The sequence below is a fragment of the Sphingomonas sp. BL2 genome (assembly GCF_056680015.1).
In genome coordinates this window covers 3,391,088-3,411,964 of sequence record NZ_CM155261.1, presented here as the reverse complement: position 1 = coordinate 3,411,964, position 20,877 = coordinate 3,391,088, and the positions used below count along the sequence as shown (strand labels likewise).

At 64.7% G+C, this 20,877-nt stretch carries 19 protein-coding genes and 1 tRNA gene; 13 read left to right on the top strand and 7 right to left on the bottom strand.

Going from position 1 to position 20,877, the window contains the following annotated elements; all coding sequences use genetic code 11:
• Nucleotides 1–25: 25 nt before the first annotated feature.
• From AC1ME3_RS15790 to serS, 3 genes are read right to left on the bottom strand one after another with little or no spacing between them, the layout of a single operon-like run.
• Nucleotides 26–1,174: a peptidoglycan DD-metalloendopeptidase family protein gene (locus AC1ME3_RS15790; protein WP_480953925.1), complete on the bottom strand. Its 1,149-nt coding sequence runs from the start codon at nt 1,172–1,174 to the stop codon at nt 26–28.
• Nucleotides 1,174–1,938, bottom strand: coding sequence for a 5'/3'-nucleotidase SurE (gene surE, locus AC1ME3_RS15785; RefSeq protein ID WP_480953924.1), 765 nt, complete (start codon nt 1,936–1,938; stop codon nt 1,174–1,176). Before surE ends, AC1ME3_RS15790 begins: the two co-directional genes overlap by 1 nt.
• Nucleotides 1,938–3,215 (bottom strand): serine--tRNA ligase, encoded by a 1,278-nt coding sequence (gene serS, locus AC1ME3_RS15780; protein ID WP_480953923.1) that lies wholly within the window; start codon nt 3,213–3,215, stop codon nt 1,938–1,940. Before serS ends, surE begins: the two co-directional genes overlap by 1 nt.
• Nucleotides 3,216–3,318: 103 nt before the next feature.
• On the opposite strand from serS, the gene AC1ME3_RS15775 reads away from it, so the two are divergent.
• The 5 genes from AC1ME3_RS15775 to AC1ME3_RS15755 all read left to right on the top strand — a co-directional run bounded on the left by AC1ME3_RS15775 (nt 3,319) and on the right by AC1ME3_RS15755 (nt 6,208).
• Nucleotides 3,319–3,759, top strand: coding sequence for a host attachment family protein (locus AC1ME3_RS15775; RefSeq protein ID WP_480953922.1), 441 nt, complete (start codon nt 3,319–3,321; stop codon nt 3,757–3,759).
• Between the two features lie 103 nt (nt 3,760–3,862).
• Nucleotides 3,863–4,138 carry a hypothetical protein gene (locus AC1ME3_RS15770; RefSeq protein ID WP_480953921.1) on the top strand — a complete coding sequence of 92 codons (276 nt, stop codon included), beginning with the start codon at nt 3,863–3,865 and terminating at the stop codon, nt 4,136–4,138.
• A gap of 147 nt (nt 4,139–4,285) precedes the next feature.
• Nucleotides 4,286–4,615, top strand: coding sequence for a hypothetical protein (locus AC1ME3_RS15765; protein ID WP_480953920.1), 330 nt, complete (start codon nt 4,286–4,288; stop codon nt 4,613–4,615).
• Nucleotides 4,616–5,288: 673 nt separating this feature from the next.
• Entirely contained in the window at nt 5,289–5,759 is a 471-nt protein-coding gene (gene dksA / locus AC1ME3_RS15760; RefSeq protein ID WP_480953919.1) for an RNA polymerase-binding protein DksA, read from the top strand.
• Between the two features lie 59 nt (nt 5,760–5,818).
• Nucleotides 5,819–6,208, top strand: coding sequence for a PilZ domain-containing protein (locus tag AC1ME3_RS15755; RefSeq protein ID WP_480953918.1), 390 nt, complete (start codon nt 5,819–5,821; stop codon nt 6,206–6,208).
• A gap of 50 nt (nt 6,209–6,258) precedes the next feature.
• On the opposite strand, the gene AC1ME3_RS15750 is transcribed toward AC1ME3_RS15755, so the two are convergent.
• The gene (locus AC1ME3_RS15750; RefSeq protein WP_082441033.1) at nt 6,259–6,414 is read right to left on the bottom strand and encodes a YdcH family protein; all 156 of its coding nucleotides are present in this window, start codon (nt 6,412–6,414) and stop codon (nt 6,259–6,261) included.
• 252 nt (nt 6,415–6,666) lie between these two features.
• Between AC1ME3_RS15750 and AC1ME3_RS15745 the strand changes: the two genes are divergently transcribed.
• Complete coding sequence (locus AC1ME3_RS15745; protein WP_056058507.1) at nt 6,667–6,864, top strand: DUF465 domain-containing protein; 198 nt, start codon at nt 6,667–6,669, stop codon at nt 6,862–6,864.
• Nucleotides 6,865–6,979: 115 nt separating this feature from the next.
• On the top strand, nt 6,980–7,441 hold the full coding sequence (locus AC1ME3_RS15740) for a DUF1465 family protein (protein ID WP_480953917.1): 462 nt from the start codon (nt 6,980–6,982) through the stop codon (nt 7,439–7,441).
• Between the two features lie 110 nt (nt 7,442–7,551).
• On the opposite strand, the gene AC1ME3_RS15735 is transcribed toward AC1ME3_RS15740, so the two are convergent.
• Nucleotides 7,552–7,628, bottom strand: a tRNA-Pro gene (locus tag AC1ME3_RS15735).
• Between the two features lie 108 nt (nt 7,629–7,736).
• Between AC1ME3_RS15735 and lepA the strand changes: the two genes are divergently transcribed.
• Nucleotides 7,737–9,557, top strand: a complete 1,821-nt coding sequence (gene lepA, locus AC1ME3_RS15730) for a translation elongation factor 4 (RefSeq protein WP_056049136.1) — start codon at nt 7,737–7,739, stop codon at nt 9,555–9,557.
• Nucleotides 9,558–9,875: 318 nt separating this feature from the next.
• Here the strand turns inward: lepA and AC1ME3_RS15725 are convergent, their stop codons facing one another.
• Nucleotides 9,876–10,094 (bottom strand): hypothetical protein, encoded by a 219-nt coding sequence (locus tag AC1ME3_RS15725; protein ID WP_480953916.1) that lies wholly within the window; start codon nt 10,092–10,094, stop codon nt 9,876–9,878.
• Nucleotides 10,095–10,400: 306 nt separating this feature from the next.
• On the opposite strand from AC1ME3_RS15725, the gene AC1ME3_RS15720 reads away from it, so the two are divergent.
• The 5 genes from AC1ME3_RS15720 (at nt 10,401) to AC1ME3_RS15700 (ending at nt 18,534) form a co-directional block, all read left to right on the top strand.
• Nucleotides 10,401–12,734, top strand: a complete 2,334-nt coding sequence (locus tag AC1ME3_RS15720; RefSeq protein WP_480955852.1) for a TonB-dependent receptor — start codon at nt 10,401–10,403, stop codon at nt 12,732–12,734.
• Nucleotides 12,735–13,037: 303 nt separating this feature from the next.
• Entirely contained in the window at nt 13,038–16,406 is a 3,369-nt protein-coding gene (locus tag AC1ME3_RS15715) for a polysaccharide deacetylase family protein (protein WP_480953915.1), read from the top strand.
• 79 nt (nt 16,407–16,485) lie between these two features.
• The gene (gene modA, locus AC1ME3_RS15710; protein WP_480953914.1) at nt 16,486–17,244 is read left to right on the top strand and encodes a molybdate ABC transporter substrate-binding protein; all 759 of its coding nucleotides are present in this window, start codon (nt 16,486–16,488) and stop codon (nt 17,242–17,244) included.
• Nucleotides 17,244–17,933, top strand: a complete 690-nt coding sequence (gene modB, locus AC1ME3_RS15705) for a molybdate ABC transporter permease subunit (protein ID WP_480953913.1) — start codon at nt 17,244–17,246, stop codon at nt 17,931–17,933. Before modA ends, modB begins: the two co-directional genes overlap by 1 nt.
• Complete coding sequence (locus AC1ME3_RS15700) at nt 17,923–18,534, top strand: ATP-binding cassette domain-containing protein (RefSeq protein ID WP_480953912.1); 612 nt, start codon at nt 17,923–17,925, stop codon at nt 18,532–18,534. The genes modB and AC1ME3_RS15700 overlap by 11 nt, the downstream gene beginning before the upstream one ends.
• Nucleotides 18,535–18,578: 44 nt before the next feature.
• On the opposite strand, the gene htpG is transcribed toward AC1ME3_RS15700, so the two are convergent.
• Nucleotides 18,579–20,483, bottom strand: a complete 1,905-nt coding sequence (gene htpG / locus AC1ME3_RS15695; protein ID WP_480953911.1) for a molecular chaperone HtpG — start codon at nt 20,481–20,483, stop codon at nt 18,579–18,581.
• Nucleotides 20,484–20,877: the final 394 nt, after the last annotated feature.

The window sequence follows — 20,877 nt, the reverse complement described above, 5'->3', positions numbered from 1 at the left end:
CCCTCCCGCAAGCGGGAGGGGAGAATCACGTTCGCGGCAATTGCGACGTTGGATCCACCGGCGTCCGCCCCTTGCGCAGTTCGAAATGCAACTCCGGCCGATCCGCGAAGCCGGTATCCCCCGACAGCGCCACCGTCTGGCCTCGCTTGACGCTCTGGCCGCGTTGCACGAGCAGCTTAGACGCGTGGCCATAGACGCTCGTCCAGCCGCCGCCGTGCTTGATGATCACCAGCCCGCCGAGCGCAGCGATGCCGTCGCCGACATAGGCGACGACGCCGTCCGCGGCCGCATGGATCGGCGTCGAGACCGGTACGGCGATCTTGATGCCGTCGTTGCGTTCGCCGCTCGCGCCGTGGCCGAAGCGTTTCACGACCTTGCCGTCGACCGGCCACAGGAACCCGCCGCTCGCGAGACGCGCCGGCGCGGTGACGACGGCATTCGACGGCAGCACGCGGCGCGGTGTCGCGATCGGCCTCGCCGGCGCCTGGTTGCTGGCGAGCGCGGGTTCGCCTCCGGTCAGGATATCGTCGATATCGAGCGTGAAGGCGCGCGCGCGTTCCGATGCGGTCGCAGTGCCGCCGCTCGGCTCGCCGGGGATCTGGATGCGCTGGTCGGCGCGCAGCACGTAGGGCTCGACGAGCGCGTTGGCAGCGACGATCCGCGACCATTCGACGCCGTACGCGCGCGCGATCGCGATCCCAGTCTCGCCGCGGCGGACCTGGTGATAGCGGCCACCAGGGATCTGCAACCGTTGGCCGGCTTGGATCGAATAGGGCGATTCGAGGTCGTTCGCGCGCGCGATCGCTTCGAGGCTCGCACCGCTGCGATCGACCACGCGGCTTAACGTATCGCCGGGGCGGACCACATAGGTCGTGTCAGGGATCGTCTTCGCATCCGCGCTGACCGGCCGCGCCTCCCAGGCGGGGCGCGGGGCGGGCAGGGTGGTGACCTCGCCCGTGTCACGTCCGGGGATGTCCTGCGGCTGCCGGTCGTCGCGCGGCGTATCCTCCCGCGGCGAATCGTCACGGGGACGCGGCGGATCGTCGCGGCGGGGCGGCGGATCGCGGTACGGACGCCGTGGCGGATTACCGTAGCCGGCGGGGTGATCGACGTGCGGAATGCACGCGGCCAGCGCGAGCGTCGCCAGCGGAACCAGGACGCCCGCACGCCGCATCAACGATAGGCCTGCGTCAGCATGTCCATCGACTCGAAATGGGTCAGGTCGAGATGCAGCGGCGTGACCGAGACGTACCCCGCCGCGGTCGCTTCAAGGTCGGTCGAGGGCGCCGGCGTCTCGACGGTTCGGCCAAGCGCGAACCAGTGATATTCGTACCCGCGCGGATCGGTGTTGCTGACGATCTGCAACCGGCCATAGTCGCGGAAACCCTGGCCGACGACGCGAATGCCCTTCACCGCATCGGCCGGGCCCGCGGGGAAGTTGATATTGACGAGCGTACGCGGTGCGAGCGGAGCATCGATCAACGGCCGCAACACGCGTTCGCCCCATGCCGCCGCCGCCTCGAACGGCACGCTGTCGCCCATGCCCTCGCGGCTGTAGATCTGGCTCAGCGCCATTGAACGGATACCGCCGAGCGCACCCTCCATCGCAGCCGAGACGGTCCCCGAATAGGTCACGTCCTCGGCCAGGTTCGCGCCCCGGTTGACGCCCGACAGGATCAGGTCGGGCGGGCAATCCTTCATGATCTTGGCGAGCGCCATCATCACCGCGTCGGTCGGGGTGCCCGCGACGGCGTAGCGCTTTTCGCCGTGTTTCCGCACCCGGATCGGCCGCGACAGCGTCAGCGAATGGCCGGCGCCCGACTGTTCCTCGGCGGGCGCGACGATCCAGACATCGTCGGACAGCGTACGTGCGATCGTCTCCAGCACCTTCAGGCCGGGCGCATGATAGCCGTCGTCATTGGTGAGCAGGATCCGCATCAGCGCTTTGGCTCCAGGACGGTGAGCCCGCCAAGATACGGCTGGAGCACGGCGGGAACTGCGACCGAGCCGTCTTCCTGCTGATAATTCTCCAGCACTGCAACGAGCGTTCGCCCGACCGCGAGCGCGGAGCCGTTGAGCGTGTGGACGAACCGCGTGCCCTTCTCGCCCTCGGGCCGGTAGCGTGCGTTCATCCGCCGCGCCTGGAAATCGGTGCAGGTCGAGACGCTGCTGATCTCACGGTAGCGCGCCTGGCCCGGCAGCCAGACTTCCAGATCGTAGGTGCGTGCCGCGGTGAAACCCATATCGCCGGTGCATAGGAGCATCCGCCTGAACGGTAGCTGCAACGCGTCGAGCACGCCCTCCGCGCACGCCGTCATGCGCTCGTGCTCGGCCTCGGACATGTCGGGGGTGACGATCGAGACCATCTCGACCTTGTCGAACTGATGCTGGCGGATGTAGCCGCGCGTATCGCGACCCGCAGCGCCCGCCTCGGAGCGGAAGCACGGCGTCAGCGCGGTGAAGCGCAGCGGCAGTTCGGCCTCGGTGAGGATCTGTTCGCGGACGATGTTGGTGAGGCTCACCTCCGCGGTCGGGATCAGCCAGCGACCGTCGGTGGTGCGGAACAGATCCTCCGCGAACTTCGGTAGCTGGCCGGTGCCGAACACGGCCTCGTCGCGGACCAGCAACGGCGGCGAGACCTGCTCGAAGCCGGCGTCGGCTACATGATCGAGCATGAACTGGCCAAGCGCGCGTTGAAGCTTGGCGGCGGGCCCGCGGACCAGCGTGAAGCGCGCCCCCGACATCGCCGCGCCGGTCTCGAAATCAAGACCGATCGCAGGACCGATCGCGTCGTGCTCGCGCGCGGTGAAGGCGAACGTCGTTGGCGTGCCCCGCGTGTGGACGAGCGCGTTGTCGTCCTCGCCGCCGCCCTCGGGCACGTCGGTTGCGGGAAGGTTGGGGATCGCGGCAAGCATGGCCTGGAGTTCGCCACCAAGCCGCGCTTCGTCGGCCTCCAGCGTGGGCAACGCCTCCTTCAGGCTTGCGACGTCGGCCATCAAAGCCTGCGCCTTGGCCTCGTCCTTCTGCGCCTTGGCCTGTCCGATCGCTTTCGAAAGTTCGTTGCGGCGGGTCTGCGCCGTCTGCGAGTCCGCTATCGTCGCGCGGCGCTGCTCGTCGAGCGTCACCAGCGAAGCGGACTGCGGTGCGACACCCCGCTTGGCGAGGGCGGCGTCGAAGGCGGCGGGATCGTCGCGGATCAGGCGTATGTCGTGCATGGTCGGGCTATGCCGACCGGCGGGGGCGTACGCAAGGCAGCGCAACCTCCCCGGCATGCGGCGCGTTCACCCCGCATACGCATAGCGAAAAGGAGAGACACGCATGCATCTTCCCCACAACTCCGTCGTGCTAGTCGCGGACGGCCGGAAAATGCTGTTCCTGCGCAACGAGGGCGACACCGAGTTCCCCAATCTCGTCGTCGAAAAGGCGCAGGAGCAGGACAACCCGGCGACGCGTGAACAGGCGACCGATTCCGCAGGCCGCGCGTCGTCGCCACAGGGCGGTGTGCAGAGTTCGGTCGAGCCGACCGATTTCCACCAGATCGAGGAAGATCGCTTCGCCGCCGACGCGGCCGACTTTCTGAAGACCGGTGCGCTGAAGAACAAGTACGACTCATTGATCGTGGTTGCACCGCCGAAGACGCTCGGCGAACTGCGCAAGCATTACCACAAGGAAGTCAGCAGCCGCCTCAAGGGCGAACTTGACAAGGACCTGACCGGGCATCCGATCAAGGACATCGAAAAGGCCCTCATGAACGCCTGATCGACCGATACGAAAAAGGCCCCGTCGGAGGATCTCCGGCGGGGCCTTTTCTGTGCAAAGTTCCAGAAGTTAAGCTGCAACCGCCTTTGTTTTGGCGAAACGCTTGCGCGCTACCAGCGCAGCGGCCGCCGCACCGAACAGCAGGACCATCGGCGGAGCAGGAACGGGTGCCGGCGGACCACCGCTCGACCCTGTGCTGCCGCTCGAACTGGCGCTGCTGGCGCTCGACGCGCTGCTGGCGCTGCTCGCGCTCGATCCGCTGGCGGACGAGCCGCTGCTGCCCGAGGACGCGGAACTGCCCGACGATCCGTTCGAGCTCCAGCCGCCTGTCGAGTTCCAGCCGCCGCTCGACCCCCAACCCTTGCTGCTCGACCCGTAACCCGAAGAACTGCCGCTGCTGGCCGACGACGCGGACGAGGCCGACGACGCCGAGGATGCACTGCTGGTCGACGACGACACGTCGCCGCTCGATCCGCCCGATGCGGACGAGACGTTACCACTCGACCCGCCCGACGCCGAGGATACATTGCCGCTCGATCCACCCGAGGCAGACGAGACGTTGCCGCTCGACCCACCCGTCGACGACGTGCTGGAGATGGTCGCGCCGCCCGTGCTGGTCGAGGAACCACCGCTGGACGTTGAAGACGCGCCGCTGCTGGTCGAGGATCCGCCGGTGGAGGTCGATCCGCCGCTCGACGTCGAGGAGATCACGATGCTCCCGCTCGATCCGCCGCTGCCGCCGAAGCCGCCGCCAAAGCCACCACCGAAACCGCCAAATCCACCGGGCGTGCCGAAGAACCCACCGCTACCGCCGACCACCACCGGGACAGGGCCCGCGCCGCCGCCACCGATATAGCCGTCGCCGACCGGAACCGGAACCGGTGCTGCGTTCGCGACCGTCACCACGGTCGGCGCGCACGTCTGGCGAGTCGTGGTGACGACCCGGCGCACGCGCGGTCGAGCCACGGCAGCGATCTGCGGGCGCGCGACTCGCTTGACCAGTACGCGCTTGGTATTGGCAGTACGCTGCGGACGCTCGGCGATATGCACCGCGCCGCCGCCGATCAAAGCGCCGCCGCACGCGCACGCGCACAATTTCGCCAGGGCCATCCTCACCGACATATCGTCACTCTTTCGTTGCCGGCACCCTCGTGTTGCCGGATCCCCGTACGCAGTATTCGGAACTGCTATCCGACTAACTGCAAAACAAAGCGTTAAGCGCAAGTGGCTTAACCACATTCGACATGGTTAAACGAGGATTTACCTGTGCGGAATACTGGATGCTATCGTTAACGTGCCGCACTGGGACACAGTCGTTGCCTGCCGTCCTGCGCGCGCATTTCAAACGTATGACAGCGACTGCGACATCCCCGATCTCGCGACCGCAATATAATGTCGGTTTCGGGGCAGAATGCGCAAGTCCTGTCGCTTGTGGTCCCCAGCACGTGAGACTATAGGCGCTTTCACCATTTGGGGGCGGTCCTTGGAAATCAGCGAGGCTGATACGACGGGGCCAGAGGGAGAGTGGTATGGCGACCGTGATGAATCGTATGGACGATACCGAGAATTCCAGTCGAGAGGCCGCCAACGACAGCGGCGAGGATGGCTATCGTCCAGACGCGGACGAGCCGTTCATGAGCTTGAAGCAGCAGGCGTATTTCCGCCGAAAGCTTCAGGAGTGGAAGGAGTCGATCCTGCGGGAGTCGCAGGAAACGCTCTCCCAGCTGCAGGTCGATTCGCTGCGTGAGGCGGATCTGACGGACCGCGCTTCGAGCGAAACCGACTGGTCGATCGAACTGCGCACGCGCGACCGTCAGCGCAAGCTGGTCTCGAAGATCGAAGCCGCGATCCGGCGTATCGACGAAGGCGAATATGGCTATTGCGAGGTCACCGGCGAGCCTATCAGTCTCGCACGGCTGGAAGCGCGGCCGATCGCGACGATGACGGTCGAGGCGCAGGAACGACACGAGCGTAACGAGAAGGTGTCGCGCGAGGATTGATCGCGCCCACCGACGGGGAAGAGAAAGCTGTGTTCGATCATGGTAAAATCGGTCGCGGCATGAGCATCGACACCGGGTCGGCCGGCGGCAACGAGAACCGCCGACAGCGCGAGCGGGACAGCTTGCTGCTGGTCGCGCAGGTGCGGGTCGGCGACGAGACGACTGCCCGCGAGGCGAGGGTTCGTAATCTGTCCGAGACGGGTTTGATGGCCGAGCTCGCCAAGGTCGTCGATGTCGGGACGCCGGTTACGGTGACATTGCGCGGGATCGGCGAAGTTGCCGGCACGGTCGCGTGGTGCACCGAGGGGCGGATGGGCATATCGCTCGACTCGTCGATCGATCCGCTGCTGGTGCGCAAATCTCCCGGTGGGGCCAAACCCTTGTCGCCGTCCTATACCGTCAAGGCGTCGGACAGTGCGTACGCCTTGCGCAATCCGAAGCCACTGTAGCTCCGGCAAGTGGCTCCCCGGATTTACCCGGGGAGCAGTATCTGCAACCGTTATACGCTGACGATCTCTTCCTTCAGTCGCAGCTTCTGCTTCTTCAGGCTCGCCAGCAGGTTCGCGTCGGGTAGCGGACGGTGCGTTTCGTCGGCGATCCGCTGCTCCAGCACGGCATGCTTGGTTTCCAGGGCTGTCTGATGAGTCGTCTGCACGGTGGGATGCCTCCTGCATTCGGGTTGGGGAACGGAGTAAACCACTCCGTCATCGAAATGTCTTCATCGGAAACGGACCAAATCGATTGGTCGAACGATTTGGCGCGACGGACCGATCGTGCGCAGAGAGGTCGCGATTCGTCGCGAAGTACGTTTTCGGTCTCGGTCTGACGGGCAGGGACGGTTTCGCACTCGCGCACTGCGCTGCGTTTGCTAAGGGCACCGGATACGACGGCAGCCATCGGGGGGCGAGTGGACGACGCGCAGACCAGAGTTCGACTTGATTCATTGCGGATCGAGCATCGCGATCTCGACGACGCGATCGCCGCCCTCGCGTTGGCGTCGACGCCCGATCAGTTGCAGATGGCGCGGCTCAAGAAGCGCAAATTACGGCTTCGGGACGAAATTGCCTCACTGGAAGACCTGCTGATCCCGGATATTATCGCGTGATTGCAACGTCCTAAACTGGAACGCGCACGTACTGGCGCATTTTGGGACAGGTGATGGTTAGCGTGTCGTTAACCTCTCTGGATGGCGTCCGGCCGGTGTGCCATTTGTCCAATCGATGACCCACGCCGGCTATGAATCGCGGATGCAGCGCCGCCTGATCGACGCTCTGTACAGCGAAGCGATGCTGCTGGCCGACGAGGCGCGGACCTATTTCGACGAAGCCGGCCGGGTCGAACGCGAGGCGCTCGATCCGCTGATCCGGGTCAGCTTCAGTTGCGAATCGCTCAAGGTGACGACGCGGCTGATGCACGTCATCGCGTGGCTGCTGACGCAGCGCGCGGTCCAGGCCGGGGAGTTGCGCCTGCGCGACGCGCTCGATCCCTCGCGGCGGCTGGGCGATGCGCCGATTACCGATGCGGCGCTGCTCGCGATGCTGCCGGCGCGGGCGCGTGAGATGATCGGGTCCAGCACCGACCTGCATCGACGCGTGGCCCTGATGGATGAGGCGCAGGATATGCCGGCGGTAATCGCGAGCCCCGTTCGGTCGATGCAGAAGCGGATCGCCAACGCGTTCTAGGGCGCTGAGTTTAACTCGGCAGCAGAGCGGCCCGCTGGGCGGTGTGTGCTTACATCATCACGGAGAGTTTGGGTTCGGGGAGGGGGCAAACTCACCCCGTAAATCGGCAATGGTCGGGGCGATAGGATTCGAACCTACGACCCCTGGACCCCGAGACCAGTGCGCTACCAGACTGCGCCACGCCCCGACAACATTGCCGGTGAACGCCCTAGCCGCGACATCCCGAACGTTCAAGACAATTATGGAGTGTGTCCGCGATCTATCGCGCACGCGGTGTCGCTGCTAGGAGCGCGCCATGACTCCGCTCGACCGCATCCGCAATTTTTCCATCATCGCCCATATCGACCATGGCAAGTCGACGCTCGCCGACCGGCTGATCCAGGAAACTGGCGGCCTCACCGCGCGCGAAATGTCCGAGCAGGTGCTCGACAACATGGACATCGAGAAGGAGCGCGGGATCACGATCAAGGCGCAGACCGTGCGCCTCGCGTATCACGCCAAGGACGGTCTCGATTACGTCCTCAACCTGATGGACACGCCGGGGCATGTCGACTTCGCCTATGAAGTGAGCCGCAGCCTGGCTGCGTGCGAAGGCGCGCTGCTGGTGGTCGATGCCGCGCAAGGCGTCGAGGCGCAGACGCTCGCCAACGTCTACCAGTCGATCGAGCACGACCACGAGATCGTGCCCGTCATCAACAAGATCGATCTGCCCGCCGCCGAGCCCGAAAAGGTGCGCAAGGAAATCGAGGACGTGATCGGCATCGATGCATCGGAGGCGGTGCTCGCGTCGGCGAAATCGGGGATCGGCATCGTCGAGATCCTCGAGGCGATCGTCACCAAGATCCCGCCACCGAGCGGCGACCCGGAGGCGCCGCTGAAGGCGATGCTGGTCGACAGCTGGTACGATCCGTATCTCGGCGTCGTGATTCTGGTGCGCGTGATCGACGGCGTCCTGAAAAAGGGCCAGCAGATCAAGTTCATGCAGACGGGGACGATGCACCTTGTCGACCGGGTCGGCTGTTTCCGTCCGAAGATCGAGCAGCTGACCGAACTCGGCACCGGCGAGATGGGCTTCATCACCGCGCAGATCAAAGAGGTCGCGCAGACGCGCGTCGGCGACACGATCACCGACGCCAAGCGGCCTGCACTCGAAGCGTTGGCGGGCTTTAAGGAAGTCCAGCCGGTCGTGTTCTGCGGGATGTTCCCGGTCGATGCCGCCGAGTTCGAGAAGCTGCGCGAGAGCATCTCGAAGCTGCGGCTGAACGATGCGAGCTTTTCGTTCGAGATGGAGACGTCGGCGGCACTGGGCTTCGGCTTCCGCTGCGGGTTCCTCGGGCTGCTGCATCTGGAGATCATCCAGGAGCGGCTGACGCGCGAATACGATCTGGACCTGATCACCACCGCGCCTTCCGTCGTCTACGAGATCGAGCTGACTCATCCCGATCCGTCCGGCACGACGCATATCGAGCTGCACAACCCCGCCGACATGCCCGAGCCGAACAAGATCGCGACGATCAGCGAACCGTGGATCGAGGCGACGATCTACGTCCCCGACGAATATCTCGGGTCGGTGCTCAAACTCTGCCAGGACCGCCGCGGTATCCAGAAGAACCTGACCTATGTCGGCGGTCGCGCGCAGGCGACCTACGAACTGCCGCTGAACGAAGTCGTGTTCGATTTCTACGATCGGCTGAAGTCGATGTCGAAGGGCTATGCGAGCTTCGATTATCACCAGATCGGCTACCGCGAGGGTGATCTCGTCAAGATGGGTATCCTGGTCAACGAGGAGCCGGTCGACGCGCTGAGCATGATCGTCCACCGCGGCACCGCCGAAGTGCGCGGCCGTGGCATGGTCGAGCGCTTGAAGGAACTGATCCCGCGCCATCTGTTCAAGATCCCGATCCAGGCGGCGATCGGCGGCAAGGTGATCGCGCGCGAGACGATCAGCGCGATGCGCAAGGACGTGACCGCGAAGTGTTACGGCGGTGACGCGAGCCGCAAGAAGAAGCTTCTGGAGAAGCAGAAGAAGGGCAAGCTGAAGATGCGCGAGTATGGCTCGGTCAGCATCCCGCAGGAGGCGTTCATCGCGGCGCTGAGGATGGGCGACGACGCCTGAGGCCAAGCTCTACTCTGATGAGGATAGGCGTATAGCCGGACGGCGACCGGCCGAGATCGTACTCGGTCGTTTCGTTCGACGACGCGGCTTTACCGCGCCGGTACTGCGACCGCATTCGAACGACACTCCGCTACTCGTTGTTCTCCCGCGAAGGCGGGAGCCCAGTCTGGGTCCCCGCCTTCGCGGGGAAACATGCTACCCTAGCCCGTGGGCATCGACGCCGAACCTGTCCGGAGTGGAGGAGCGACGTTGAAACACTCGTCAACCCAAACCCCGAATGCCTACCCCTGCTGGAACGGCGCATCACCGCGGTCGCCGTCACTCGTACGTCGCGACCCCAAACGCGATGTAGCCGATGCACAGGATAATCCGCGTTAGCCACGCCGCTTCGCCGTGCAGTACGACGCTAGCCGCGATCGCGGCGATAAACACCGCCATGATCGCCCAAGCCTGCCAGGCGAACGGGAACGGGAAGATGCCGCCGGTCGCACTGGGTTGGAACCAACCCGAACCCCGAATGGTCAGCCAAAATCGCATCACCAAGTCCATATGGTGACGCTAGCATGGCGCTTACGCTCCCTGCCATCGGCAAAAATATCGCACCGTGTCGCAAACCCGCACTCACCCCGAAACGCCGTAACCAACTGTCATCATACCAACACATTCCCGGCCTAACCGCCCAACCGGGGAGTGAGCGTCGCGAGGCGTCGTCGGGCCGTCCGGGGAGGGCGGTCGATGGCGCGTAGCGACGTTGCGTATTGGGATGTGCGGCCGGTCGTCAGGGACGCCGCTGCACTATTGGGGAATATCATCTTGAAGATTTCGGTCGTTAAGTCGGCGTTGATGCTCGGCGTCGCGTTTGGTTCGGTTGTGGGTGGATCGGCTGCGTTCGCACAGGCCGCGCCGGTCCAGGATCAGGCCCGAACTCAGGCTGGGCAGGCTGCCCCCGAGGAAGGCTTGGACGACATCGTCGTCACCGCTGAGCGTCGTTCGGAAAACCTCCAGAAGGTCCCGCTCTCGGTCGGCGTCGCGTCGGGTGACGCACTGCGCGCCTATACCGCAGGCGGCGACGATACGCTGCTCGCGCTGTCGGGCCGCGTCCCCGGCCTGTACGTCGAATCAACTACCGGCCGTATCTTCCCGCGCTTCTACATCCGCGGCCTCGGCAACATCGATTTCTACCTCGGCGCGTCGCAGCCGGTCACGATCATCCAGGACGACGTGATCCTCGAGCATGTCGTGCTAAAGTCGAACCCGGTGTTCGACGTACGCCAGGTCGAAGTCCTGCGCGGTCCGCAGGGCTCGCTGTTCGGGCGCAACACCACCGCCGGCATCATCAAGTTCGATACCAACAAGCCGACCAACGACTTCGAGAGCCGCGCATCCGCCTCGGTCGGCTCGTACAACAGCGTCAGCCTCGACGCCGGCGTCGGTGGCCCGTTGATCAAGGACCTGCTGTCGATCCGCCTGTCGACGCTGATCCAGCACCGCGAGAACTATATCGACAACCGGTTCTCAGGCTTCAGCGCGGACAGCACCGCGACGCCGCGCAAGGACGCGATGGGCGGCTTCGACGATCGCAACATCCGCGTCCAGCTTGCGCTGACCCCCGGCGAGCGCTTTACGCTGGACCTGTCCGGCCACGCACGCTGGTATGACGGCACATCGACGCTGTTCCACCGCGGTGCACTGAAGAAAGGCTCGAACGATGCGTCGGCCGAGCCGCGCAACACCGTCTCGCTCGATGAGGGGAACGACAACCCGCAGAGCTACAACACCTATGGCGGCTCGGCGCGCGCGTCCTACGACTTCGGTCCGGCCACGCTGACCTCGATTACCGCATATGAGACCACGTCCGGGTTTAGCCGCGGCGATACCGATGGTGGTGCAGCGGTTAGCTTCCCCTTCAACGGGCGAGCGAACGGTTTCGGCGAATCGCAGGGTCAAATCCGCGATCTCGATCAATGGTCGCAGGAACTGCGTATTGCCGGCACGCCCGGCGGCCGCTTCAATTGGCAGGTCGGCGGACTGTATTTCGACAACCGCGACATCACCGATTTCTATCAGCGGACCTTCTTCCTGACCGCACCGGACGTGAACGGCACGCGCCCGAACCCCAACAACTGGGTGCGGTTGCATGACGTCAACACCTCGTGGGCGGGCTTCGGCCAGATCAGCTACGAGCTGATGGACAAGCTGACGGTCACACTCGGTGGCCGTATCACTGAGGACAAGAAGCGTACTGAGCTGCTGAAGACGGTGCAGAATGCGCTGGGGGTCAACCAGTATCCGTCGGGCTTCCGTCGCGACGTCACGCTGAAGTCGACCAAGCCGAGCTGGGATGCGAGCATCCTGTACCAGGCGAACCCCGACATCAGCCTGTATTCGCGTGTTGCGCAAGGCTTCCGCGGACCGACGATCCAGGGCCGTTCGGCGGTGTTCAACTCCGATTTCTCGACCGCGAACTCGGAGACAATCCTGTCATGGGAGACGGGGATCAAGACGCGCCTGCTCGACAACACGCTGAGCCTCAACGCGACGGTGTTCGGCTACCGCGTCAACGATATCCAGCTCAACGGCAACGATGTGAACGGCAACGGCATCCTGTTCAACGGCAACAAGGCCGAGGCATACGGCATGGAAGCCGAAGCCAATTGGCGGCCGGTCCCGAACCTCACGCTGGGTGCAGGCCTGAGCCTGCTGCACAGCGCGATCCGCGACAAGACGACCGAAGTGCAGATCTGCGCGCTCAACAATATCGTGGTCTGCACGCCCTCGCGAACGCCGCGCGCGGTCGTCGGCGCGTTCGGTACGACGTACCTGGTCAAGATCGACGGCGAGCCGCTGCCGAATGCACCTGAGTATAACGTCGACCTGACCGCACGGTATGACCAGCCGCTCGGCAATGGCGGCCGCGCGTTCATCGCGGGCGACTTCAACATCCAGGGCTATACGCAGTTCGTGCTGTACAAGACCAAGGAGTTCACCGCGAACGGCAACTTCGAGGGCGGCCTGAAGATCGGCTACGCGGCGCCGGACGATGCGTATGAGTTCGCCGTGTTCGCGCGCAACATCACCGGCGAGAAGAACCTCAAGGGCGTGATCGAGAACTACATGGCGGCCGTCTTCAACGAGCCGCGGATCATTGGCGTCTCGCTCAGCGGCAAGTTCCGCTGATCGGGTAGGGCGCCGGCAATCCTCCCTCGCAAGGGGGAGGTGGCGGGCACTTGCCAGACGGAGGGGGAGGTAAGGGAAACCGCTGTTGCGTGTTCCTCCCCCTCCGTCACCTTCGGTGCCACCTCCCCCTGGCGGGGGAGGATCGTTCGAATTGCCGACTTCATGCGGGAGGGGATGCAGCGGGCTTTCGATCTCCGTCTAACGCCCGCGTGACGCATTTTTCAGCAGCGTTCGCGCCAACGGCATTGTAGCGAATCATTGCGGCGAGTTGCCGTTTTCGTTCGGCCGGTTGATACTCGCTCCATGTCGCTCAATCCCGTATTCTATGATGCAAGCGGCCGTCGTCGTCGGCGGTTCACCTTTGGCGTCGCCGCGTTCATCGCCCTGCTGCTGCTGTCGATCGTGATGTTCGCCGTCTCCATCGGTGCGGTGCCGACTGCGCCGCTGCTGCCGATCGAGCCCGAGCATCCCGCGCTCCACAAGCTGCCAGCCCCGCGCGGCGGCATCCTTCGTGAAACCCGGCGCGACCTCAATTACTACGCCAAGCAACTGTTCGGGACGAGCGCGGCCAAGCCCGGTGTCGGCAACGGCGCCAACCCGCCGCTCGCGATCGCCTTCCACGCGCCGTGGGACGAAGCCAGCACGGCAAGCCTCGCGCGGCACGTCGAACAACTCGACTGGCTGATCCCCGGCTGGGTCTCGATCACCGGCAAGGATCACCACATCACCGTGTTCCGCGACCAAGCCGGGCGCGACATCCTGAACAAGGCGGTCCACCGCCCGATGATCCTGCCGATGGTGCAGAACGCGGTCGACGGGAATTGGGACGGCGCCGGTAGTGCCGCGATGTTCGCCGATCCAAAGGCACGTGCCGCCTTCCTCGACAAGCTTGTACCGTTCCTCAGCGCGAACCATGCCGGCGGCGTGTTCTATGATTTCGAGGAGCTGCCCGCATCGGCGCAGCCCAATTACCGCGCCTTCCTCGCCGAAACGCGCGCGCGCTTTGCACCCCGTGGCTGGGTCGTCGCGATCGCCGCGCCGGTCGCGAACCCGGACTGGAACCTGCCCGCCTATGCCAAAGTGACCGACAAGGTCTTCCTGATGGCGTATGACGAGCATGAGCCGAGCGGCGCGCCCGGCCCAATCGCGTCACAGCGTTGGTTCGCGCGCATGGTCGCGGACGCAGCGCGCGGTATCCCCCCGTCGAAACTGGTCGTGGCGATCGGCTCCTACGCGTATGATTGGCACGCTGGTGCGGACAGCGGCAACGCCGATGCGCTTGACGTCGAGGAAGCTTGGCAGAACGCAGCGGACTCGGGCACGATGCCGACCTTCGACAAGACTAGCGGGAACAGCAGCTTCGCCTATTCCGAGGGCGGCGTGCAGCATCAGGTCTGGCTGCTCGACGCGGCGTCGGCGTACAACCAGATCGCGTTCCTGCAAAAGGCGGGTCTCGGCAGCGTGGCGCTCTGGCGTCTCGGCTCCGAAGATCCCGGGCTCTGGTCGATCTGGGGTCGCGATCATCGGAAACTGCCGATTCCCGATTCCATCGATAACATGCCCGCCGGCACCAACGTCGATATCGAAGGCAGCGGCGAGATCCTCAAGATCGCCGCCGAGCCCGTCACCGGTATCCGCGACGCGGTGCCGGCCAAGGACGGCACGATTGCCGACGTCAACTTTACACGGATGCCGTCGCCTTATGTCGTTGTCCGCACCGGCTATCGCCCGAAGCAGCTTGCGCTGACGTTCGATGACGGGCCCGACCCCGAATGGACGCCGCAGATCCTCGACATCCTTAAGCGCGAACACGTTCCCGCGACTTTCTTCGTCATCGGCGAGAATGCGCTAACCGAGCGGCCGCTTCTTCAACGGATGGTCGACGAAGGCCATGAGATCGGCAGCCACACCTATACGCATCCGAACCTCGCCAACGTCTCGCAGCGCCAAGTGAAGTACGAGCTCAATACCACGCAGCGTCTCTTCCAGGCGTTCACCGGGCGTTCGCTCCGCCTGTTCCGCGCACCCTATTTCGGCGATGCCGAACCGAGCACCGCGGACGAGATCCTGCCTGCTCTCGAAGCACAGCAGCGCGGCTATATTTCGGTCGGTCTCCACGTCGATCCCGACGACTGGAAGCGGCCCGGTGTGCAGGCGATCATCGATCGGACGATCGCCGGCGTCGAGGCGGGCAATCCCGAGCGCAGCGGGAACGTCATCTTGCTCCACGACGCCGGCGGCAACCGCGCCGAGACTGTCGCGGCGCTGCCGGTCATCATCGAGCGGTTGCGGGCGATGGGCTACCGCTTCGTCCCCGTTTCGACGCTCGCGGGGCTATCGCGCAACCAGTCGATGCCGGTTATCTCGTCGAGTGACCGCGTCGCCGCGGTTGCTGATCTCGCGCTGTTCAGCACACTCGGCGGCATCGTCGTAGCGCTCCGCTGGATCTTCGGCATCGCGATCACGATCGGCATTTTGCGCGCTTTGGCGCTGTCGGCGCTCGCGTTGATCCAGGGGCGGCGCGAGTTGAAGACGGTGTTCCCGGCGATCGATCCGTCGCGGTTCGTGACTGTAATGATCCCGGCGTTCAACGAGGAGCGCGTGATCGTCCGCGCCGTGGAGGGCGTGCTCGCGTCGAACGATGTCGCGATCGAGGTCATCGTGATCGACGACGGATCGAGCGACGGCACCAGCCGCGTCGTGGCCGAGGCGTTCGCCGGCGACGACCGCGTTCGCCTGCTGACGCTGGAGAACGGCGGGAAGGCGCGCGCGCTCAACCGCGGGCTCGAACTGGCGCGCGGCGAGATCGTAATCGCTCTCGACGCCGATACGCAGTTCGAGCCGATGACCATCGCCCGCCTCGCGCGCTGGTTCGACGATCCCAAGCTCGGCGCGGTTGCGGGTAACGCGAAGGTAGGCAACCGCGTCAATCTGATCACCAAATGGCAGGCGCTCGAATACATCACTGCGCAGAATCTCGAACGCCGCGCGCTCGCTCGGCTGAACGCGATGACCGTCGTGCCGGGTGCGGTTGGCGCGTGGCGGCTGGAGGCAATCCGCAGCGTCGGCGGCTATCCCGACGACACACTCGCGGAGGATCAGGACCTCACGATCGCGATCCAGCGCCATGGCTGGAAGGTGCAGTACGACCAGTTCGCGATCGCCTGGACCGAGGCGCCCGAGACGATGCGCGCGCTTGCCAAACAGCGGTTCCGCTGGGCGTTCGGGACGTTGCAGTGTCTCTACAAGCACCGGTCGGCGATTGGGAGTTCGCATCCGCGCGGGCTGGGTTGGGTAGGGTTGCCGCAGGCAATCGTGTTCCAGATCGTCCTCGCCTCGATCTCGCCGATCATCGATCTCGCGCTGCTGGTCAGCTTCGCCTCGACCTATCTTGCTGTCCAGGCGCATGGCTGGGAGCAGACCAGCCACGACGTCTATACGATGCTCGCCTATTGGCTGATATTCACCGCGATCGATTTGCTCGCCGCGACGATCGCGTTCGCCTTGGAGCGCAAGGAGCGCTGGCGGCTGCTCTGGCTGCTGATCCCGCAGCGGATCGGTTACCGTCAGGTGATGTACTACGTCGTCTTGAAGGCGATCGCGCAGGCGTTGCGCGGACCGCTGGTCGGCTGGGGCAAGCTGGCGCGGACCGGGCGGGTCACGGCGAACTGAGCACGCAACATATCGAACCGGCTGGCGTTATGGCCCGGCGCTATATATCGGTACGCGCAGAGTTCGAGAGGTAGGTGGCATGCGGTATCTGACGACGGCGCTTATGATGGCGGCAAGTCTTGGGGCGACGGGTGCGCAGGCACAACAGCGTCCTCCGTTGGTGCTTGCCGCAGCTTCGTTGCAGGAGTCGCTGACCGCGGCCGCCGATGCGTGGGCGAAGAAAGGCCACGTAAAGCCGACGATCTCGTTCGCGGCATCGTCGGCGCTCGCGCGGCAGGTCGAAGCTGGCGCGCCCGCCGATCTGTTCGTATCCGCGGACGAGGACTGGATGGACGAACTCGCGGCGAAGAACCTGATCGTCGCCAGCACCCGCGTCACGTTCCTCGGCAATCGCCTCGTCGTTGCAGCGCCGGCGGGTAGCCAGGTAAGAATCCCGGTGCGCCCGCCCGCTGCGCTCGTTCGCGTACTGACCGCCGGACCGTTGGCGATGGCGGATACCGCCGTGCCAGCCGGAAAATACGGGCAGGCATCGCTGGAAAAGCTCGGCGTCTGGGCGCAGGTGTCGCCGAAGGTAGTGCGCGCGGAAAATGTCCGCGCGACGCTGGCGCTGGTCGAGCGCGGCGCGGCACCGCTCGCGATCGTCTACGCGACGGATGTCAAGGCATCGGCCAAGGTTCGTATCGCCGGCGTCTTTCCGGAGGCGACGCACCCGGCTATCACTTATCCAATCGCACGGCTGAAGACGTCGTCGAACCCGGAGGCCGAGGGCTTCCGCCGCTTCCTCGTCTCGCCTGCGGGCAAGGCGATCTTCGTCCGCTACGGGTTCTCCGCGCGCTAGTGCTCGACGCGACCGAATGGGGAATCGTCGCGCTGTCGTTGAGGGTCGGCGGCGTCGCGATGGCGGTGACTTTGCCGATCGCGTTCGCGCTCGCTTGGCTGCTGGCACGCATCCGTTTTCCGGGGAAAGTCGTCGTCGATGCGGCGATTCATCTACCGTTGGTCGTGCCGCCGGTCGTGACCGGTTGGCTGTTGCTGCTCGCGTTCGGTCCCAATGGCCGGATCGGTGCGTGGTTGCAGGATTGGTTCGGCGTGACGGTCCTGTTCCGCTGGACCGGCGCAGCGATCGCGGCGGGCGTCATGGCGCTGCCGTTGATGGTGCGCGCAATGCGGATCTCGATCGAAGCGGTCGACAGGCGGCTTGAGAACGCCGCGCGGACGCTGGGCGCGGGGCCTTGGCGCGTGTTCTGGACGCTGACGTTGCCGCTCAGTATCCCCGGCGTGCTGGCCGGCGCGGTGCTCGGGTTCGCGCGGTCGATCGGTGAGTTCGGCGCGACGATCACCTTCGTCTCCAACGTACCCGGTGAAACACAGACCTTGCCGCTGGCCATCTATTCCGCGCTCCAGCAACCCGGTGCTGATGCGCTCGTGTGGAGATTGTCGTGCGTATCCGTCGGTTTGTCGTTGATAGCTCTGATCGCGTCGGAACTGTTGACGCGGCGCGCAGGCCGGGGTCTCAATGTCCTTTGAGATCGATATCGAGAAGCGTCTTGGGAACACACACATCGCTTTGACGCTGGAGGCAGGCGAGGGCGCTACGGTGCTGTTCGGTCCCTCGGGCATCGGCAAATCCAGCGTACTCAACATGGTCGCCGGGTTGCTCCGCCCCGACCGCGGTCGGATTGCGGTCAACGGCGAAACGCTTTTCGATGCGACTAAGGCGGGTGGTGCCGATGTACCCCCCGAACGTCGGCGCGCCGGCTATGTATTCCAGGACGCGCGCCTGTTCCCGCATATGCGCGTCCGTGCGAACCTTGTCTACGGCGCCGCGCGCGGGCAGGACGGATTTGAGGACCGGATCGCATTCCTCGGCATAAGCCACCTTCTCGATCGCTGGCCCAGCACGTTGTCGGGAGGCGAATCGCAGCGCGTCGCGATCGGTCGGGCGCTACTCAGCCGTCCCCGCTTCTTGCTGCTCGACGAACCTTTATCGTCGCTGGATCGTGCTCGACGCGAGGAAGTGCTCGTCGCGATCGAACACGTCCGCGACGTGCTAAAGCTGCCGATCCTGATGGTAACTCACGACCCCGCCGAGGCGGAACGGATCGGGACGCGCGTGGTGCAAATGTAACGGTGACCGTCCCCCAACCATCAGGAAGGGAGACGGTCAACGGCTTATCCTAGCGCGCGCGTAAACAGGCGGGCGAGGCGCGCGGAAAAGGCACGGGCGTCGACCGGGCGTTCACCGTCGGCGATCTGGGCCTCGTCGAACAGCAGATGCGCCGCGTCCTCGCGCAACGTTGCATCTGCGTCGCCAAGCGACGCCAGCTTTGCGACCAGCGGACTGGTCGGATTGATCTCCAGTACCGGCTTGGCGGCGGGGGGCGCTTGGCCGCTCATGGCGAGGATGCGTTCGAGCTGGCGATCGATGCCGCTGTCTGCCGCGACGAGACACACCGCGCTGTCGGTCAAGCGCTCCGATGCGCGCACGTCGGACACGGCATCCGCTAGAGTCGCCTTCACGAAGGCGATAAAGTCGGCAACCTCGGGCGCTGCATCGGACTTAGGCTGCTCGGCGCCATCGACCAACGGGATCAGCCCGAGATCGGCGGCACCCTGCGTGACCGACTTGAACGGCTTGCCGTCATGGTCGATGCCCGCCGTCACCCAGAACCCGTCGACAGAGTCCGGCAGCAACAGCACTTCAATCCCGCGCGCGCGGAACCCTTCGAGCTGCGGCGACGCTTCGAGGCGATCGAGATCGGTCCCCACCGCGTAATAGATCGCGGTTTGGTTGTCCTTAATCGCTTCAACGTAGTCCGCCACCGAACGCCAAGCGCCCGCGGACGTCGTGGTCTTGAACCGCGCGAGCATCAGCAAGGCCTCGCGCCGCTCGAAATCCTCGTACAGTCCTTCCTTCAGGACCGCGCCGAAATTATCCCAGATCTTCGCGTATGCCTCCGCATCGCGCGTCGCAAGCTTGTCGAGTTCGGACAGCACGCGGCCGGTCACGCCCTTACGGATCGCGGAGAGCATGGGGCTCTCCTGGATCATCTCGCGCGATACGTTCAGCGGCAGGTCGGACGAATCCACCAGCCCGCGCACAAAGCGGAGATAGCGTGGCAGTACCTCGGCATCGTCGGTGATGAAGACGCGCTTCACATACAGCTTCGTCCGGCCGTTGCGGTCGGGGTCAAACAGGTCGAACGGCTTGGTGCCCGGGACATAGGCGAGCACCGTATATTCGTGCAGCCCTTCGGCGCGGTAGTGGAGCGTCAGCGCGGGTTCGTCATACTGGCCGGACACGCTGCGGTAGAAATCGACGTAGTCCTCCGCCGAGATATCCGCCTTCGGCTTGGTCCAGAGCGCAGCACCGTCGGCAATGTCGACCGGTTCAGCATCGGGCTTTTCGCGCAGCGTGATCGGAACGGGTACGTGGCCCGACTGGTCCTTGATCAGGCGCTCGACGGTGAAGCGGTCGGCGTAGGTAGCGGCGTCGTCGAGCAGGTGCAGCACGACGCGGGTGCCGCGGGCAGGGGCGTCGGCGGTCGGCACGTCGGCGATCGTGTAGGTGCCGAGGCCGTCCGACGACCAGAGCGAGGCGATGTCCGCCCCGGCGCGCCGCGAGATCACGTCGACCTTCGATGCGACCATGAACGCGGAATAGAAGCCGACGCCGAACTGGCCGATCAGCTGCGCGCCATCCGAACCGCTCGTCGCGGCGATCCGATCCATGAACGCCTTGGTTCCCGAGCGCGCGATCGTGCCGAGCGCTTCGCCCATGTCCTGGGCGGTCATGCCGATGCCATTGTCCTCGATCGTCAGCGTCTTGGCATCGGGATCGAGCGTAATCGCGATCGCCAGCCGGGTCTCATCGCCAAGCAATTCGGGTGCACTCAACGCCTCGTAACGAAGTTTTTCGCAGGCATCCGCCGCGTTCGATATTAGCTCACGCAGGAACACGGTCTTATCCGAATAAACCGAATGCACCATCATATGGAGCAACCGCGCAACATCGGCCTCGAAGGCGTGGGTCTCGGGCGCGGCGGTATTGGAAGCGGGCGCGATTTCGATGGTCATGGATGTGGCAGGTCTCTGAAGAGAAGTATCAGTCCGGGAATTGGCCGGAGAGTGAACGGAATTCAAGACCTCAGAGATGACCGGTCGAGCGCGCATGCCGGGTAAAGGTCTAGATCTGCGTCGAGCGCGTTCACCAGACCAGAGCGATCATCACCAAGCACTACTACGTAGCGCGCGCTATCAACAGGTCGATCGCGGTCGTCGCGACCAACCCAAATGTTGGCGGCAAGATTGGCTGTGCTGGCATGATCAACGCTTTCAATAGGTATTCGGGATAGCAGAGAACCGGAACGTGGTAGCGTGACCGACCGTTCGGGTCACGGCGCTGGCCAGACTGGCATTTTTGGTAGAGATCGAAGTCACTACTGCGAATTAGAATCCACGCGAGCGCTAG